Annotated in this window: 14 protein-coding genes and 1 tRNA gene; 4 read left to right on the top strand and 11 right to left on the bottom strand. The window is 70.3% G+C overall.

What is annotated here, in order from left to right:
• Positions 1-6 precede the first annotated feature (6 nt).
• Positions 7-420: a hypothetical protein gene (locus BBK82_RS49780; protein ID WP_065914015.1), complete on the bottom strand. Its 414-nt coding sequence runs from the start codon at positions 418-420 to the stop codon at positions 7-9.
• Between the two features lie 151 nt (positions 421-571).
• Between BBK82_RS49780 and BBK82_RS05435 the strand changes: the two genes are divergently transcribed.
• The gene (locus tag BBK82_RS05435; RefSeq protein WP_083267802.1) at positions 572-1,399 is read left to right on the top strand and encodes a hypothetical protein; all 828 of its coding nucleotides are present in this window, start codon (positions 572-574) and stop codon (positions 1,397-1,399) included.
• On the opposite strand, the gene BBK82_RS05430 is transcribed toward BBK82_RS05435, so the two are convergent.
• The 4 genes from BBK82_RS05430 to BBK82_RS05415 all read right to left on the bottom strand — a co-directional run bounded on the left by BBK82_RS05430 (position 1,381) and on the right by BBK82_RS05415 (position 6,152).
• Complete coding sequence (locus BBK82_RS05430; protein ID WP_065914013.1) at positions 1,381-2,019, bottom strand: helix-turn-helix domain-containing protein; 639 nt, start codon at positions 2,017-2,019, stop codon at positions 1,381-1,383. The genes BBK82_RS05435 and BBK82_RS05430 overlap by 19 nt on opposite strands.
• Positions 2,020-2,074: 55 nt before the next feature.
• Positions 2,075-2,146 (bottom strand) — tRNA-Val (locus BBK82_RS05425).
• A 56-nt stretch (positions 2,147-2,202) separates the two neighbouring features.
• Positions 2,203-3,585, bottom strand: a complete 1,383-nt coding sequence (locus BBK82_RS05420) for a carbohydrate-binding protein (protein ID WP_065914012.1) — start codon at positions 3,583-3,585, stop codon at positions 2,203-2,205.
• Between the two features lie 923 nt (positions 3,586-4,508).
• A complete protein-coding gene (locus BBK82_RS05415; protein ID WP_065914011.1) occupies positions 4,509-6,152 on the bottom strand; it encodes a bifunctional 3'-5' exonuclease/DNA polymerase in 1,644 nt (547 codons plus the stop codon).
• Positions 6,153-6,350: 198 nt separating this feature from the next.
• On the opposite strand from BBK82_RS05415, the gene BBK82_RS05410 reads away from it, so the two are divergent.
• Together BBK82_RS05410 and BBK82_RS05405 are read left to right on the top strand one after the other, a co-directional pair.
• Positions 6,351-7,268: a class I SAM-dependent methyltransferase gene (locus BBK82_RS05410; RefSeq protein WP_065914010.1), complete on the top strand. Its 918-nt coding sequence runs from the start codon at positions 6,351-6,353 to the stop codon at positions 7,266-7,268.
• 125 nt (positions 7,269-7,393) lie between these two features.
• Positions 7,394-9,808 (top strand): tetratricopeptide repeat protein, encoded by a 2,415-nt coding sequence (locus tag BBK82_RS05405; RefSeq protein ID WP_154697092.1) that lies wholly within the window; start codon positions 7,394-7,396, stop codon positions 9,806-9,808.
• Here BBK82_RS05405 and BBK82_RS05400 read toward each other — a convergent pair.
• Together BBK82_RS05400 and pruA are read right to left on the bottom strand one after the other, a co-directional pair.
• A complete protein-coding gene (locus BBK82_RS05400; protein ID WP_065920835.1) occupies positions 9,795-10,718 on the bottom strand; it encodes a proline dehydrogenase family protein in 924 nt (307 codons plus the stop codon). The two genes, BBK82_RS05405 and BBK82_RS05400, sit on opposite strands and share 14 nt — an antisense overlap.
• Positions 10,718-12,364 (bottom strand): L-glutamate gamma-semialdehyde dehydrogenase, encoded by a 1,647-nt coding sequence (pruA, locus tag BBK82_RS05395; protein WP_065914008.1) that lies wholly within the window; start codon positions 12,362-12,364, stop codon positions 10,718-10,720. Before pruA ends, BBK82_RS05400 begins: the two co-directional genes overlap by 1 nt.
• 111 nt (positions 12,365-12,475) lie before the next feature.
• Between pruA and BBK82_RS05390 the strand changes: the two genes are divergently transcribed.
• Positions 12,476-13,984, top strand: a complete 1,509-nt coding sequence (locus tag BBK82_RS05390; protein ID WP_083267801.1) for a PucR family transcriptional regulator — start codon at positions 12,476-12,478, stop codon at positions 13,982-13,984.
• Here the strand turns inward: BBK82_RS05390 and BBK82_RS05385 are convergent.
• The 4 genes from BBK82_RS05385 to BBK82_RS05370 form a co-directional block, all read right to left on the bottom strand.
• Complete coding sequence (locus tag BBK82_RS05385; RefSeq protein ID WP_065914006.1) at positions 13,966-14,583, bottom strand: YidC/Oxa1 family membrane protein insertase; 618 nt, start codon at positions 14,581-14,583, stop codon at positions 13,966-13,968. The two genes, BBK82_RS05390 and BBK82_RS05385, sit on opposite strands and share 19 nt — an antisense overlap.
• A 39-nt stretch (positions 14,584-14,622) precedes the next feature.
• Positions 14,623-14,904 carry a DUF6412 domain-containing protein gene (locus BBK82_RS05380; protein ID WP_083268715.1) on the bottom strand — a complete coding sequence of 94 codons (282 nt, stop codon included), beginning with the start codon at positions 14,902-14,904 and terminating at the stop codon, positions 14,623-14,625.
• A gap of 91 nt (positions 14,905-14,995) precedes the next feature.
• Positions 14,996-15,661: a hypothetical protein gene (locus tag BBK82_RS05375; RefSeq protein WP_065914005.1), complete on the bottom strand. Its 666-nt coding sequence runs from the start codon at positions 15,659-15,661 to the stop codon at positions 14,996-14,998.
• Positions 15,658-16,203: an RNA polymerase sigma factor gene (locus BBK82_RS05370; RefSeq protein WP_170067871.1), complete on the bottom strand. Its 546-nt coding sequence runs from the start codon at positions 16,201-16,203 to the stop codon at positions 15,658-15,660. The genes BBK82_RS05375 and BBK82_RS05370 overlap by 4 nt, the downstream gene beginning before the upstream one ends.
• Positions 16,204-16,216 lie beyond the last annotated feature (13 nt).

The raw sequence follows: 16,216 nt of genomic DNA, 5'->3' as shown, positions 1-16,216 counted from the left end.
GCGGACTTACCTTCCCATCGCAGTCTTCGCATCGTCGTCCGTGCCGCGGTACTCCGCGAGTGCCTTCTTGATGTTCGCGACCGTCGTTTCGAGGGCTTCCACTGCCTTCTGGTTGGCCCACGCATAGCCACCGGGCTCTTCACCAGCGGCTTTGCGCATGTGGATGGTCGCCCAGCCGCTGAAGGGGTCGGGTCCGGGGGCACCCGTGCTCGTGAGGAACTCCGCCTCGCGCATGAGGTCTTTCAGCTGCTTGGCGGCCGCTTCCAAACCGTCGATCATCTTCTGGGCCTGGTCGGGGTCGACGGCGAACCTCGTCGTGCCCGCACCAGCCGCGCCGGCGGCAGCACCCGCAGCCGCAGCGGCTGAGCCGACGGCCTTTCCGATCGCGGTGAACGGTGTGACCGCGTCGAACATCAGCATCTCGGCCAGCTCCCCTCAGAACTTCCACACACCCCTGTTGGAGGATTTTTGCACAGCGCCGGTTCCACTGGCGGGCGAACGAGTGAGCTGACCTGGTCACATGGCCGTTTCGTCCAAGACTGCGCACGACCGGCGGCCTAGGTTCGACAGCATGATCGAACGCGCGAGGAACTTCATCTGGCACAACGCCCGCACGCTGGAGCAACGCTGGTTCGAGCACGCCTTCGACGGCGGGAGCGGTGACGCCGTGGTGCGGGCTGTGCTCGCCTACCGCAACGACGACGGCGGGTACGGGCACGGGCTCGAGCCGGACCACCGGGGACCGACGAGCCAGCCGTTGCACGCGTTGCGGGCGTTGCAGATGTTTGCCGAGGTCAGCGCGCCGGAACAGGCCGAGTCGGTGCTGGGCTGGCTGGCGGCGACCTGCCCGGACGGGAGTGTGCCGTTCGGGATGTCGACCTCCAAGGGGCACCCGGTGGCGCCGTGGATCACGCTCGACGACCAGGGCGGACTGCTCCTGACTGCTCAGATCGCAGCCGCTCTGCACGCGCTGGACGTGGCCCACCCGTGGCTGGAGAAGGCCACCGGGTACTGCTGGGAACAGATCGACGCGCTGGAGGAAACGCACCCGTACGAGCTGCGGGCCGCGGTGATGTTCCTGGACGAGGTGCCGGACCGGGAGCGGGCCGAGCTGGCGGCGGCGCGGATCGGGCAGCTCAAGCCGAGCACGGAGGGCTACGAGGTGGGCGAGGGCATGGCGCCGCACTTCTTCGCGGCCACGCCGGCCAGCCTGGCGCGTGCCTGGTTCAGCGACACCGAGCTCGAGCAGGACCTCGACGAGCTGCAGGCGGGGCAGCAGGAGGACGGCGGCTGGAACTTCGGCTTCCCCGCGTTCACGCCGGTGGTCGAGTTCGAGTGGCGGTCGATCGCGACGGTGGACGCGTTGCTCACGCTGCGCAACTACGGCCGGATCAGCTGACCCAACGGCACGCCGGCCAACGCGCGCACCTCGCGGGAGAGGTGTGCCTGGTCGGCATAGCCGGCGTCGGCGGCGATCGAGGCGAACGGCCGGCCGGCCCACGCCAGGCGCATCGCGTGGTCGAAGCGCAGCACCCGCTGCAGCACTTTGGGCGGGTAGCCGAACGCGTCCAGGCACCGCCGTCGCAGCTGCCGTTCGCTCAGGCCGATGTCCCAGGCGGCCGACCGGACGTCGGACGACCGCAGCAGCGCGGCGGTCGCGGCCACGGACGGGTCCACGTCCACCCGCGAGGCGCAGAACGACACCATCTCCGAGAACGACGTCAGCCGCGCCGACGGCACCAGCTCCGCCAGCGGCACCCGCAGGTCGCGCACCTCCGACGCCGGCACCCCGAACACCGAGGGGAACGCGGGTGGCAGCCGCACCCCGTACAACGTGCCGGGCGCAACGGAAGCGAGCTGCGCGCGGGTGTCGGGGCCGGCGACGAACAGCGCGCCCGTCGCGGGTGTCCACATCAGATCCGTGCACCCGTCGGGCACCACCCGCTGCACGGTCTCCGACGACACCGTGCGCGTCCACAGGCAGGCCAGGCCGGCAGGGGCCGGACGTTCCGCGTACACGGGTCAATCAAAGCAAAAGGCGCCGCGTTCCGGAGAACGCGGCGCCTGATGACCGTGGACGATACTGGGATTGAACCAGTGACCCCTACCGTGTCAAGGTAGTGCTCTCCCGCTGAGCTAATCGTCCGTCGTGTTGCAGGACGAGATTCTAGCGGACGAGCACCACCCCGACGTACACGGGGGCTAGAGGCCGAACTTCACCCAGTTCACGCTCACGTAAGCCGCCGGTTGGCCGCTCGTGAACGTCACGTACACGTCGTGCGTCCCGGAGATGTTCGAAATGTTCGCGGGGATGGTTCTCCACGCGTCCCAGCCCCCGGTGTTGCCCACCGCGAAGCTGCCGACCGGCGCCGCCGTGCGCGACCCGAGCCGGACCTCGACCAGACCGCTCACGCCACCCCCGGCACCCGACGCGACACGCGCGTTGAACTGCCGCGCCGGACCGGAGCCGAAGTTGACGCCGGAGAACTTCAGGTAGCCACCGTTCGCGATCTGGTGCACGGCCGACCCGCCGTCAGCCGGTGAGACCGACCCGCCGGATCGTTCGGACGCGCTCTCCGCCTGGAGCTCGTTGTACGCCGAACCACCACCGCCGGGGTTCGAGGTCGTCGTCGTGGTCGTCGGCGGAGTCGTCGTCGAACCGCCAGCCGTGTAGACGGCCACGTAGTCCACGACCATGGAGTGCCCGGACTGGGTGGCCGCGACAGGGGTCGGCTGGTTGTTGTTCAACGCGTTCGGGAACGCACCGCCCATCGCCAGGTTCAGCAGGATGAAGTACCCGGCGTGCGACGTCATCCGGTCCCACACGCCCGCACCGAGCTGGGCCTGCGTGACGGTGTGGTAGTGCTGGCCGTCCACGAACCACTTGAAGGACTTCTCGGCGTCGTCCCACTCGAACCGGTACGTGTGGAACGCCGTCTGGCAGGACGCGCCGGGGCACACCCGCGAGTTGCCGATGCCGGTGAACTCGTTGCAGGCACCGCCGGGAGCGACGTCGCAGTGCAGCACTCCCCAGACGGAGTTGATGCCGTTGACGTTCTCCATCACGTCGAACTCACCGATGCCCGGCCAGTTCCAGTAGTTGCCGCGGAACGGCGAACCCAACGCCCAGAACGCCGGCCAGTAGCCCAGCGCCGCCTGCCCGGTGACGTTCGGCATCTGGATGCGGCCCTCGATCGCGAGCTTGCCGCCCGGCGCCGGCTTGAAGTTCGACCGCTGGGTCTCGATGCGCGACGACGTCCAGTTGCCGGCGGAGTCCTTGAGCGCGGTGATGCGCAGGTTGCCGGCACCGTCGAGCTTGATGTTGTTCGTGCTGTTCGTATAGTTCTGGATCTCCCCGGTGCCCCAGTTCGCAGGTCCGCCGGGGTAGCCGTGGCCGAGGTCGAAGATCCAGTTGGAGCTGGACGGCAGGGTTCCGCTCGCCCCGTTGAAGTCGTCACCCCACACCTGCGTCCATCCCGGCGCGGGGGTTGGGATCGAAGCGTTGGCGGACATGGCGACGATCGCCAGGGGTACCGCGGCAAGAAGAGCTGTCGTGGCCGCGAAGATGCGACGGCGTTGCCTCATGCGCGAGTGACCTCCTTGTCACGGGTGCAGTCCATTTATGAGAGCGCTCTCACGGAATGTGGGCAAGCGGCCATTCGGACGAACGGTCACGAAGGGCGCAGGTGAGGGCAGGTCTCGTTTGGACATGTGAGGAGAGGGCGGAACGAGCCGAGGCGTGGACGGGGTCGACGAGGGCCGGGTGGCGGGAAGGCAGTGGCGGGGCGCATGCGCGAGGTGTGGGACGGCGAAGGCGGTCGGGCGCCACTCGATCGGGTGAAGGTTGTCCTGATGTGTCCCAGAGGTCGTCTATCAGGCATGTCACGAACACATGGTCACGACCGCCTGCGGATGAGGAAACGCGGGGACGAGCACCACTCGCGTGGCGAAAGGGACGCGGTAGGGGCGGCTCGGCGGCACGTCCGGCGTGGTGGACGCGGTGGGGACGGTCGGGCGGTGCGCGCGGCGTGGCGGACCCGGTTGATGTGGTGGGGACGGCCTGCCGGATCGCGCGGCGTGGTGGGGGACGGCCTGCCGGTGCGCGTGGCGTGGTGAAGGTGACTCGGCGGGTGCGGATGGCTGTGGTGAGGGCGTGGATGGATGCGGCATGGGAGGTGAGCGGTCGCTGCACGGACGGCAGGGAGCAGCCGTGTCCAAGGTGCGAATGGCTTGGCATGCAGAGGGATCGCCGAGAGTGGTGGGCTTCGAAACAGGCGTGCGACGGCCACGTGCGTGCGACGGCAGCATGCGTGCGGGCGTGCGATGGCCACGCGCGTGCCGGGGTGGAGTGGGAGCGCGGCAGCCACACCCCTGCCGGGCGAGGAACCTGGTGCGGGTGGGGAACCTGACGCGGATGGGGAATCTGACGCGGGCGGAAACGTGACGCGGGCGGGAAAGCTGACGCGGGCGAGAAACCTAACGCGGCCGAGGAACTTGGCCTGGGCCGGCTACTTCGCGTCCGCGTAGCACTCCACCGGCACCGCGTTCATCGGGAACCTCACCGGCGTCTCCCCGAACAGCAGCCGCGTCGCCGCCTGGCCCGCCTCCGCGATTGCCGCCACCACCTCCTCGACGTCGCCGGCCGGGCAGTGCACCAGGACCTCGTCGTGTTGGAAGAACACCAAGGCGGCGGCGGGTGGTAGGCGGGTGCGCAGGACGCCCAGGAGGGCGGCGGTCCAGTCGGCTGCGCTGCCCTGGACCACGAAGTTGCGGGTGAAGCGGCCCCAGTTGCGGGCGGCTTGGCGGGAGGAGGTTGACACGTTGCCCGCGTCGTCGGTGCCGCCCACCAGGTCTTGCCAGGCGGCTGAGGGTTCGGGGGAGGTGCGGCCGAGGCGGGTGCGGACCATGCGGCCCTGTTCGCCGGCTTGGGCGGCGGACTCGACGTAGCCGACTGCGATCGGGAAGCGCTTGCGGAGTACGGCGAGGAGGGAGCCGGCCTCGCCGGCGGTGCCGCCGTACATGGCTGAGAGCATTGCGATCTTTGCTCGTGGGCGTTCGCCCTTGAAGGAGTCGGCGGCGAGGGCGGCGTACAGGTCGTCGTCGCCGCAGACCTCGATCAGCCGCGGATCTCCTGACAGGGCGGCCAGGATTCGGGGTTCCAGTTGGGAGGCGTCGGCGGCGACCAGGCGCCAGCCCTCGTCGGCGCGGACGGCTTGGCGGAGCAGGCGGGGGATTTGCAGGGCCGCGCCGCCGCGGGAGGCCCAGCGGCCCGTCACGACGCCGCCGACGACGTACTCCGGGCGGAAGCGGCCCTCGGACACCCACGTGTCGAGCCACGTCCAGCCGTGGGCGGCCCACAGGCGGGCGAGTTCCTTGTACTCCACCAGCAGTGCGACCGCGGGGTGGTCGATCTTCTTCAGCACCCAGCGCCGGGAGGAGGAGACCTCGATGCCCACGCGTTTGAAGGCGCGCACGATGCTGCCCGGCGCGTCCGGGTTCACGTCGAAGCCGCCGAAGGCCTCCCTGATCTGGTCCGCCAAGCCCTGCAACACCTTCGGGCGCGTGCCGGGGGCCGGGCGGGGGCCGAGGAGGTCCGCGAGCAGAGCGAGGTGCACGTCCTCCCGCCACGGCAGGCCGTGGTGGGTCATCTCCGCCGCCGCCAGTGCCGAGGCCGACTCCGCCGCGATCAGCAACGACAACGCCGGATTGCGTTGCTGTGCTTGGAAGACGGTCGACAACGCGGCCAGCTCGTCGGTGTCGCCGGGCAGCGAGACCGGCTCGGGTTCGAACAACGTCAGCGCGACGTCCTTCTTGCGCGGGCCCACGTCGGCGGGCGCGGGCAGGCCCAAGGCCCGCGCCAGTGCCGCCGGGAGCTCGCGCGGTTCGCGGTGCCTGCCCTCGGCGCCCAGCAGGATCGCCTCGGTCAGGTGCAGGTCCCAGCAGCGGTCCACCCGCACCCCCGCCGCCAGCAGGCCGGGGTACGCCTCCGCGGTGTCCGCCCACAGCCACCGCGGTTTGTGGGCGCGCTCCAGCGACGCGACGGCCGAGGCCAGTGACGGAGCTGCCATCGGCGGGCCCAGGGGCGACCCGTCGTCGTTCAGCTTCTGCCACCGCCCCGCGCCGTCCGCTTCCGGGACGAGGGCGACCAGCACGCCCCTGATTGTGCCGAGGGGGTCTGACAATTTCGCTCGACCCCGAGGCCGACGGGCGCTGTAACCGTTTACAGCCAGTTGCAACCACCCGGATTCTCTGGTGATTTCCCGTGACCTGACCTCCGAGCGGAAAACACCTAGGCGACCTGGTGCCAGGCTCCCCAGCCGAAGGAACCCCTCACCTTGGGAGTTGCGCTCATGACCAACGGCAACGCGGCCACCGGGCTGCGGGACCTCAACGCCGGCATCCCCGACGCCGACCAGCTCAAGGGCGCGGTCTCCGCGGTCTACGACGACGTCGTGTCCTGGTCGCGGACCGGCGACTTCTGGAACTGGGGCATGCACTGCGACGAACTGCTGACCGAGCTCAACGGCCTGCACCCCGGTTTCAACGCGGGCGTCAGCGACGGGTTCTCCGAGCAGCTCTACTACCAGGCGTTGCGCGGCCTGCCGTACAGCCGGGACGACTTCAGGACCCTCAACGTCCTCGAGGTCGGCTGCGGCATGGGCGAGGGCCTCAACTTCCTCACCCGGCTCGTCGACCCGGCCCGCGCGGTCGGCCTCGACCTCTCCACGGCGGCCGTCCGCAGGGCCAACGCCATCCTCGCCCGCGGCGAGCGGCTGAGCTACGTCGAGGGTGACGCGGAGAGCCTGCCGTTCGCGGACGCCGAGTTCGACCTCGTCATCAACGTCGAGAGCTCGCACAACTACCCGCACGTCGACAGGTTCTTCCACGAGGTCGCGCGGGTGCTCAAGCCCGGCGGCCACTTCACCCACATCGACGTGTTCGACCCGCGCTCCTACCCGCGGTTCCAGAAGCTGCAGCAGGAGGTCGACGCCTTCGAGTGGGCCTACGAGCGCGACGTCACCGAGAACGTCAAGGAGTCGATCCGCCGCCGCATGGCACCGGGCAGCTTCTTCCGCCGCGAGTACGCGCGCAAGCAGATGCCGTTGCGCGCGCGGATCATCGGCGGTCTCGGCGGCGGGCACTACGCCGGAGCCGACTTCATCGGCCACCGCGACCCGGTGTCGAGGATCCTGGAGCTGGCCCGCATCCGTCCCAAGTTCGTCGGCGAGTACGAGAGCTACCGCCACCACGTCGCCCGCCGCGCCTAGAACACGACGAAAAAGCGTTGGAGCTTCTCCAAGCCACCCGGCAAAGGAGTGAAGGAAAAACGCGAAGTTTCCCCGATGGTGTGGTCTTGCTGTCCCTCACCTGACCACCGGCCGACTATGAAGCGGTGGACCGAGCACTCAGCGTCGCCGCATTGCTGGACCCCACCCACCAGGTGGTCCCCTTTCACGGCAGGCAACCCGAACTGGACGCACTTGTGGCATGGCGCGACAGCCCCGTGCCACAAGCGTCCGTGCTCGTGCACGCACCGGCGGGCGCGGGCAAGACCCGGCTGCTGCACCGGTTCGGCGAACTGTGGGACGACGACGTCCACGGCCGGCTGCTCGTGGTCGACGACGCCGACCGCCGCACCTGGCAGGAGATCTTCGAACAGCTGCAGGACACCCTGCGGCACGGACCGGCGCGCACGAGGGTGCTGCTGGCGGGCAGGATCACGGGCTGGTGGTGGTCCTCGACCCGCCAGCGCATCGCCGACTTCGACCACGAGGTCACCGACCTGGAGCTCAGTCCCACGCAGGAGGACCGCGCCGAGTCGTTCTCCCTGGCCTGCGAACACTTCGCCAAGCACCTCAACGTCACCGCACCCGACGAGCCACCGCCCAACATCGCCGACGAGACGACGCTCGACCTGCACATGGCCGCGCTCACGGCCGTGCACGGCGACCCGTGCGACGTGAACCGCACCCAGCTCGTCCGCCAGCTCCTCAGCCGCGACACCGGTCCCCGCACCGGCCGCATCGCCGAGGACTACCTCGCCGTCGCCACCCCGGACACCCCCGACCCCGACCTGCTGGCCCGCGCCGCCCTGCGGTGGCCCGCCCTGAGGCCCAGGCTCGACCAGCTCGTCGCGGACCACCCGGGAATCATCCGCGACATGGCCCGCGACAGCGTCCGCATCACCGCCGAGATCGGGTCGCAGAGCACCGCGGAACACCTGGCGCGCCAGGTGTTCCGGGACGAGCGGTTCGCCACCGACGCCGTCCCGTCCCTCCTCACCCGCCGCCTGGTCGACCGCGCCCAGGACACCCTCGAACGCGCCGAGATGTACGGGATGCTCAGCGCCCGCACGATGGTCTGCGGCCTGCGCGACGAGTCCGTCGAGGCCTCCCGGCAGGAGGTGGAGTGCTACCGCGAGCTCGTGCGGCAGGACCGGGAGAACCGGCCGTTGCTCGCGGACGCGTTGGGAGACCTGGGACTGCGGCTCATGAACGCCCAGCGCCCCGGCGAGGCCCTGGAGGTCTCCGAGGAGGCGATCGAGCTGTGGCGCGAGATCGCCGAGGACGACCAGGAGACCATCCCGCAGCTCGCCTCCGCCCTGGAGCAGATCAGCTACCGCTACCAGGCGCTGCACCGCGACGAGGCGGCGATGACGGCGCTGAGCCGCGCCACGATGCTCTACCAGGAGCTCGCGAAGACCCACCCGGCGCTGTTCCGCGCCGACTACGCCAGGGTCGCCGCCGCGATGGCCCGCCGGTTCCACGCCGAGGGCGAACGGCAGCACGCCGCCGACTCGATGCAGCTCTCCATCGCGAACTGGCGCGTGCTCGCCCAGGAGGACCCGCGCTTCGAACCGGAGCTGGCCCGCAACCTCACCGTGGCCGGGGTGATGCTGATCGACCTCGGCCGTTCCCAAGCCGCCCGTGAGGCCCTCAAGGAAGCCGTCGACCTCTTCCGCCGGCTCGCGACCGTCAACCCGGCCACGTTCCGCCCGCAGCTCGCCGACGCGCTCATGCGGTACGGCCAGTCACTGGGCGACGACCCGGACGCCCCGCTCGTCGCTCAGGAAGCCGTGATGCTGTGGCGCCAGACCGACGACCGCAAGGGCCTCGGCAGCGCCCTGCTCACCGTCGCCAGGGTCGCGGACGACGTGGGCGCGGCGGAGGAAGCCGTTGCGGTGTACCGGGAACTGGCCGCGCAGGACCTGGTCTGGAACCAGGTCGACCTCGTGCTCGCCCTCGCGGCCCTCACCGAGCAGGAGCTGCACCACGACCGGCACGAGCAGGCCCTCGCGCACACCGACGAGTGCCTGGACCTGTGCCACCGGCTGCCGTCGCAGCTGCTCGACTTCTTCGGCGCGAAACTCGCGCCAGGTCTGCAGCCGGTGGTCCGCGCGCTCTCCGAGTCGGAGCACCACGTGCGCGCGTTGCGGGCGTCCGAGTTCGCGCTCGGGGTCTGGCGGGTGCTGCTGCCGCGGACGGGACCGGCCGCCTACCTCGTGGCGCTGCAGCAGCACGCGTGCAAACTCCGTGCCGCGGAACGGAAGGAGGAAGCCAGGAACACCGCGCACACCGCGATCCTGTTGTGGCACCTGATCGGCGCCGACCTCGACCACGAACCCGGCTACGCCGACGCGCTCACCATCTACAGCAGACTGTGCGCGGAGACCAGGTTCGACGTGGACAAGGCGCTCCAGCTCGCCCACCGCGCGGTGCGGATCGCACGCGAGGTGGGCGACGAGGCGAAGCTGGAGTTCGCGCTGGAGACCGTGGCCGAAGCCGAGTACACGCTCAGCTGGTCGTGAGCAACGACCGCACGAAGAACGCCACGTTGGCCGGGCGCTCGGCGAGCCGGCGCATGAAGTAGCCGTACCACTCGTCGCCGTACGGGACGTAGACGCGCATCCGGTTGCCCTCAGCGGCGATGCGGCGCTGCTCCTCCGGCCGGATGCCGTACAGCATCTGGAACTCGTAGGAGTCCTTCGACCGCGCCGAAGCCAGGTCCGCCGCGATCGCGATCAGCCGCGGGTCGTGCGAAGCCACCATCGGGTAGCCGTCGCCCTCCATCAGCACCTTCAGGCAGCGCACGTACGACAGGTCGACGTCGTGCTTGTCCTGGTACGCAACGGAAGCAGGCTCCTGGTACGCGCCCTTGCACAACCGCACCCGCGAACCGGAGTAAGCCAAATCCCGGCAGTCCTGCTCAGTGCGCTTCAGGTACGCCTGCAGCACCGCGCCCACCCACGGGAAGTCCACCCGCAGCTCGCGCAGGATGCCCAGCGTCGAGTCGGTGGTGGTGTGGTCCTCCATGTCCAGCGTGACGGTGGTGCCGACCACGGCGGCCGCGGCGCAGATCCGCCGGGCGTTCTCCAGCGCGATCTTCTCGCCGTCCACCGCGAGCGACTGGCCCACCGCGGACAGCTTGACCGACACCTCCGCGCCGTTCGTCAGACCGTGCGACTCCAAGCGCGCCAACAGGTTCAGGTACGCCTCGACGGTCGCAGTCGCCTGCGACTCCTCGAAGGTGTCCTCACCGAGGTGGTCCAGCGTGACCAGGCGCCCGTCGCCGAGCACCTCCGCGGTCGCGCGGATGGCCGAGTCCACGTCGGCACCGGCGACGAACCGCTCGACGACCGGCCGGGTGAACGGCGTCGACTCGACGAGCTTGCGCGCGCCGGTGGACCTGGACGCGAGGAGAAGGCTGGTGCGCAGCATCACGCCTCCCCGGAAATGATCTGACCCTGGTGCGGGTGGAGGTGGGTGGTGGGCGCCGCCAAGGTCTCCTTGATGGAACGAGGGCTGACCCAGCGGAGCAGGTTATGGACCGAGCCCGCCTTGTCGTTCGTGCCGGACGCGCGACCGCCGCCGAAGGGCTGCTGGCCGACGACCGCACCGGTGGGCTTGTCGTTGACGTAGAAGTTGCCGGCGGCGAACCGCAGCTCCTCCTGCGCGTGCGCCACGGCGGCGCGGTCACGGGCGATGATCGAGCCGGTGAGGCCGTACGGTGCCGCGCTCTCCATCTGCTGCAGAACCGTGAGGTAGTCGGCGTCCTCGAACACGTGGACCGCGAGCACCGGACCGAAGAACTCGGTGGTGAACACGGAGTTGGTCGGGTCGGAGCCGAGCAGCACGGTCGGCCGCACGAAGAAGCCGTCCGAGTCGTCCGCGGTGCCGCCGGCGGCGATCTCCAGCGAAGAGTCCGCGCGGGCGGCCTGCAGCACACCCGACAGCTTGTCGAACGAACGGCGGTCGATCACCGCGCCACCGAAGTTCGAGAAGTCGGTGACGTCGCCATAGGTCAGCGCCTCGACCTCGGCCAGGAACTGGTCCTTGATCTTGTTCCACACCGACCGCGGCACATAGGCGCGCGACGCGGCGGAGCACTTCTGGCCCTGGTACTCGAACGCACCGCGGATCATGGCCACGCGCAGCACGTCCGGGTCGGCCGACGGGTGCGCGAGGATGAAGTCCTTGCCGCCGGTCTCACCGACGATCCGCGGGTACGAGCGGTAGTTGGCGATGTTCGCGCCGACCTGCGCCCACAGCTTCTGGAACGTCGCGGTGGAGCCGGTGAAGTGGATGCCCGCGAGGTCGGGGGAGCTCAGCGCGACCTCGGACACGGCGAGACCGTCACCGGGCAGCAGGTTGATGACGCCGGGCGGCATGCCCGCCTCTTCCAGCAGCCGCATGGTGAGGTGCGCGGCGAACGACTGGGTCGGCGACGGCTTCCACAGCACCACGTTGCCCATCAGCGCGGGCGCGGTCGGCAGGTTGCCGGCGATCGCGGTGAAGTTGAACGGCGTGATCGCGTAGACGAAGCCCTCCAGCGGGCGGTGGTCCGTGCGGTTCCACACACCGGGGGAGGAGATCGGCTGCTCGCTCAGCAAGTTGCGGGCGAACTGCACGTTGAAGCGCCAGAAGTCGATCAGCTCGCACGCCGAGTCGATCTCCGCCTGGATCGCGGTCTTCGACTGGCCGAGCATCGTCGCGGCGTTCAGCGTCTGCCGCCACGGACCGGCGAGCAGCTCGGCCGCGCGCAGGAGGATCGCCGCACGGTCGTCGAACGACATCGCGCGCCACGCCGGGGCCGCCTCGCGGGCCGCGCGCAGGGCGTCGGTGGTGTCCTGCTGGGTCGCGCCGGCGAGCGTGCCGAGGACCGAGCGGTGGTTGTGCGGCTGGACGACGTCGAACCGCTCGCCGCCACCCATGCGCTGCTCGCCACCGATGGTCATCGTCAGCTCGCGCGGCTCCTTCTGCAGCTCGGCCAGCTTGGCCTGCAGTTCGGCGCGCTCCGGGGTGCCGGGGGCGTACTGCAGGACCGGCTCGTTGACCGGGGCGGGAACCTGGGTGACCGCGTCCACTCGCAGCTCCTCTTCGAGTCGTGGGGGTGGCACAACGGTAAGTCCGCGCGAGGGGGCACTCCTTGTCCAACTGGCCAAGATTCACCAGGTCAGATGTACGATCGGACAGTTATGACTCTCCGGCACATGCTCATCGCGTTGGGCGACCCACTGGTCGAGGTGCAGGTCGCACCGCACGGCCTGGAGGTCGACGTGCGCGATGTCGTGATCATGGACCCGGACGACCCGCCGGACGTCGCCCAAGGTGACCTCGCGCTGGTCATCGGCGCTCGGGGTCGGGCCGCGTTGCCGCTGGTCAGAGCTGCTGGACGGGCGAAAGCCGCGGCCGTCGCCGTGAAGGAGTCGTCGCCGGCGCTCGAACAGGCCGCGACGGACGCGGGCGTCGCGTTGCTCGAAGTCCGCCCGGAGGTCCGGTGGGCGCACCTCGAAGCGCTGGCCAAGGGCGTGCTCACGACGACGACCGACGACGGCGAGGTCCTCGGCGACCTGTTCGCGCTCGCGCAAACGATTGCCACGCTGACCGGCGGCATCGTCAGCATCGAGGACACCGCGAGCCGCGTGCTGGCCTACTCCCGGTCGTCCGACGAGGTCGACGAGCTGCGGAGGCTCTCGATCCTCGGCCGCCAGGGGCCCGAGCCGTACTTGAAGATGCTGCGCGAATGGGGCGTCTACAACCTGCTGCGGTCGAGCGAGGAGGTCGTCCGGATCGACGAACGCCCCGAGCTCGGCATCCGCCGCCGCATCGCCGTCGGCATCCACGCGGGCTCGCAGCCGCTCGGCACGATCTGGGTGCAGGAGGGCGACCAGCCGCTCACCGACCAGGCCGAACGCGCGTTGCTCGGCGCCGCCCGCGTCACCGCGCCGCACCTGATCCAGCAACGCAACCAGCCCACGTCCCGCTTCCGCGAGAACCTCCTCGCCGCGTTGCTCACCGGCCGGATGGACGCCGCCACCGTCGCCGGCCAGATCGGCGCCGACCCCGCGAAGCCCTGCGCCGTCGTGGTGTTCGCACTGCGGGGCGGCGAAGGTGACCGCAGCGAGCACGAGCTGCGCCGCGCCGAGATGACCGGCCTGATCTCCGTGCACGCGGCCGCCTACCGGCGCAGCGCCCTGGTCAGCGAGTCCGGCGGGCGCACCTACGTGCTGCTGCCGGACCTCGCCCCGAACGCCCAGTTGCTGAGTCTCACGCGCGAAATCGTCACCACGGCGCGACGGCACCTGCACACCTCGGTGCAGGCCGCCGTCGGCTCTACGGTGTCCACGTTGGACGACGCCCAGGTCTCCCGGCAGGAGGCCGAACGCGTGCTGGACGCCATGGCCCGCGACCTCGACGCCGAGGTGGCCACGCTCGCCGACGTGCGGTCGCAGGTCCTGGTGAGCGAGATCCTCGCGCTGCTGCAGGACAACCCGCGCATCCGCGACCCCAGGATCGACGCGCTCGACGCCGAGTCGGCCAAGTCGCTGCTCGCCTACCTCGACGCGCTGGGGGACGTGCGCGCCGCCGCGGAACGGCTGCACGTCCACCCGAACACGCTGCGGTACCGGCTGCGCAGGATCGACCTCGACCTGGACGACCCGCTGGTCCGGCTGATCGCCCAGCTTCAGCTCAGGATGCGGTAGAGCAGCGCCCGTTCCGCGATCGTCCACGTCGTCGTGGTGAGCAGGTACAGCCCGGCGGCCAGCGGCAGGTACGCGGCCACCAGGATCGTGCCGAACGGCAGCACCTTGATCAGCCCGGTCATGAACCCCGGGGTGGGCGTGCTGGTCATCTGCGCCTGCTGCCACCGCACGGTCACGTACGCGACCGCGGCCAGCAGCCCGAACAGCACGAAGAACACCCACGCGAAGCCGGACGTGAAGTGCGTGCCGAGCGAGACGCCGAACAGCGTGCCCTCCAGCAACGGGTTCGGCGTCGTGACGACCTGGTAGATGACCATGAAGAACGGGACGGTGGCGAGCATCGGCAACATGCCCGCGAACATCGAGACGCCGTTGCGCTTGTAGACCTTCTGCGACTCCTCGGACATCCGCACGAGGTCCTTGCCGTACTTCTTCTGCAGCTTCTGGATCTCCGGCGCGAGCTTGGCCTTGGCCTTCTCGCCGCGCACGGCGGCGCGGTAGAGGGGGTGCAGCGCGAGCCGCACGACGATCGTGAATCCGACGATGGCGAGCGCGGGCATGCCGAAGCTCGCCAGGGCAGCGCCCAGGTCAGCGAACAAGGGTGGGTTCTCCGTATCGAGTCGGGTGTGCGGGACGTGTCAGAACGTCCGGCATCCCGGTGCTCGAGGACGGGGCCGACCGGCGGAGTCGGGGTTGCGCAGCCGCAGCTGCGCTGATCGTTCGGCGCGTTCCCTGATCGCGAGCGACCGCGCCGGCGCCGCGGACCGCGGCACCAGCGAGACCACGACGATCAACGCGAGGGCGAGCGCGGTCACGGCCGCGACGACCTCGGTCGGCGAGGAGAACAACGTGAAGGCGTAGAAGGCGGGCAGGAAGACGGCGAGCAGCAGCATCGCTCGGTTCTTGGTCTCCGGCCGCATCACGCCACCGAGTGTACGGCTAGGGCCTGTGTCGAGGTCCCGTTCGATGAGAGTCGCCCGGCTATCGCGAACACGGACTTCGACACAGGCCCTAAGACACCGGCACGGTCTCGAGAACGCCGCCCGCCATGTCGTACGTCGTGACCGAGGTCGCCACCGCGCTGCCGGGCATGTGCAGCACCACCCAGCCGTCCGCGGGAACGGCCCGCGTCTGCTCGCCGAGCGCCGAGGTGGCGACGACGCTGCGCACGCCGGACCGCACCTTGCCCACCACGACGCCGCGAGCTCCGGACGAGCCCAGGTACGGGAACGTGGCGAACCACTGGCCGGCGGTCTGCGGTGCGGCGGGGACGAACTGCCGGTCGGGCCCCGCCACGCAGTAGACCGCACCCTCCGCGCTCAGGAACACGGCGATCGTGACGTCGCCGAGGTCCCTGACCAGCGCCACGTCCGACGCGTTGGGCGGGATCTTCGGGTTGTGCTCGGTGCGCAGCCGCATGTGCGGTGCCCCTGGCGCGGTGCACTGCCGCACCGCCTCCCCCGGCGTCCGTGCGCCCAGTTCTGGGTCACCGGTCCGCGGCGGCTGCCCCCACCACACCGCTGCGGCGACGACGGCGGTCACGGCGAGCGCGCTCACCGGCGCCGCCACCCGCCACCACCGGCGGGCCGGCCGGGCGGCGATCTCGTTGAGCAGCGCGTGCTTGCGGACCTGCACCCGCACCGGGTCGAGCTGCGGGACCTCGGGCGTGATGTTCACAGTGCCTCCTCGACCAGGGCGCCGCGCACCGTGCGTTGCGCACGGGAAAGGCGGGACTTCACCGTGCCGACCGGGATGCCGAGCACCTGGGCGATCTGCGCCTGCGTGAGGTCCGACCACGCGGCCATCTCCAGCACCTCCCGGTCACGGGCAGGCAGCTTCTCCAGCTCCGCGATCACCGCGCGCGTCCTGGTCTCCGCGTCCACCCGCCTGGCCACGTCGTCGGCGTGGTCGTCCTGGGCGTCAGGACGCGGCACCTTTCCAAGCGCGGCCTGGTACCGGGTTCGGGAACGGTGGTGGTTGCGGGTGACACCCAGTGCGACGCCGTACAGCCATGGCAGCAACGATCCGTCGACCGTCACGGACCGGCGTTTGCGCCAGGTCTCCAAGAAGACGACGGACATCAGGTCCTCCGCCACCGCCCAGCCGCCGGTGCGGCGCAGGCAGTAGGCGAAGACGGCCTGGGCGTGGCGTTCGAACAACAGCCCGAACGCCTCGTCGTCCCCGGCCCTGACCTGCCCCCACAGTTCTTCGTCGGTCACGGACCCTCCTCTC

This window comes from Lentzea guizhouensis, assembly GCF_001701025.1.
GTDB classification, from domain to species: Bacteria; Actinomycetota; Actinomycetes; order Mycobacteriales; family Pseudonocardiaceae; genus Lentzea; species Lentzea guizhouensis.
This window is presented reverse-complemented; position numbering and strand designations above follow the sequence as displayed.

Excerpts from the sequence above, each read along its gene's own strand:
- BBK82_RS49780 (WP_065914015.1), bottom strand. The coding sequence starts at position 420 with ATGCTGATGTTCGACGCGGTCACACCGTTCACCGCGATCGGAAAGGCC.
- BBK82_RS05435 (WP_083267802.1), top strand. The coding sequence starts at position 572 with ATGATCGAACGCGCGAGGAACTTCATCTGGCACAACGCCCGCACGCTG.
- BBK82_RS05420 (WP_065914012.1), bottom strand. The coding sequence starts at position 3,585 with ATGAGGCAACGCCGTCGCATCTTCGCGGCCACGACAGCTCTTCTTGCC.
- BBK82_RS05410 (WP_065914010.1), top strand. The coding sequence starts at position 6,351 with ATGACCAACGGCAACGCGGCCACCGGGCTGCGGGACCTCAACGCCGGC.
- BBK82_RS05400 (WP_065920835.1), bottom strand. The coding sequence starts at position 10,718 with ATGCTGCGCACCAGCCTTCTCCTCGCGTCCAGGTCCACCGGCGCGCGC.
- BBK82_RS05390 (WP_083267801.1), top strand. The coding sequence starts at position 12,476 with ATGACTCTCCGGCACATGCTCATCGCGTTGGGCGACCCACTGGTCGAG.
- BBK82_RS05380 (WP_083268715.1), bottom strand. The coding sequence starts at position 14,904 with ATGCGGCCGGAGACCAAGAACCGAGCGATGCTGCTGCTCGCCGTCTTC.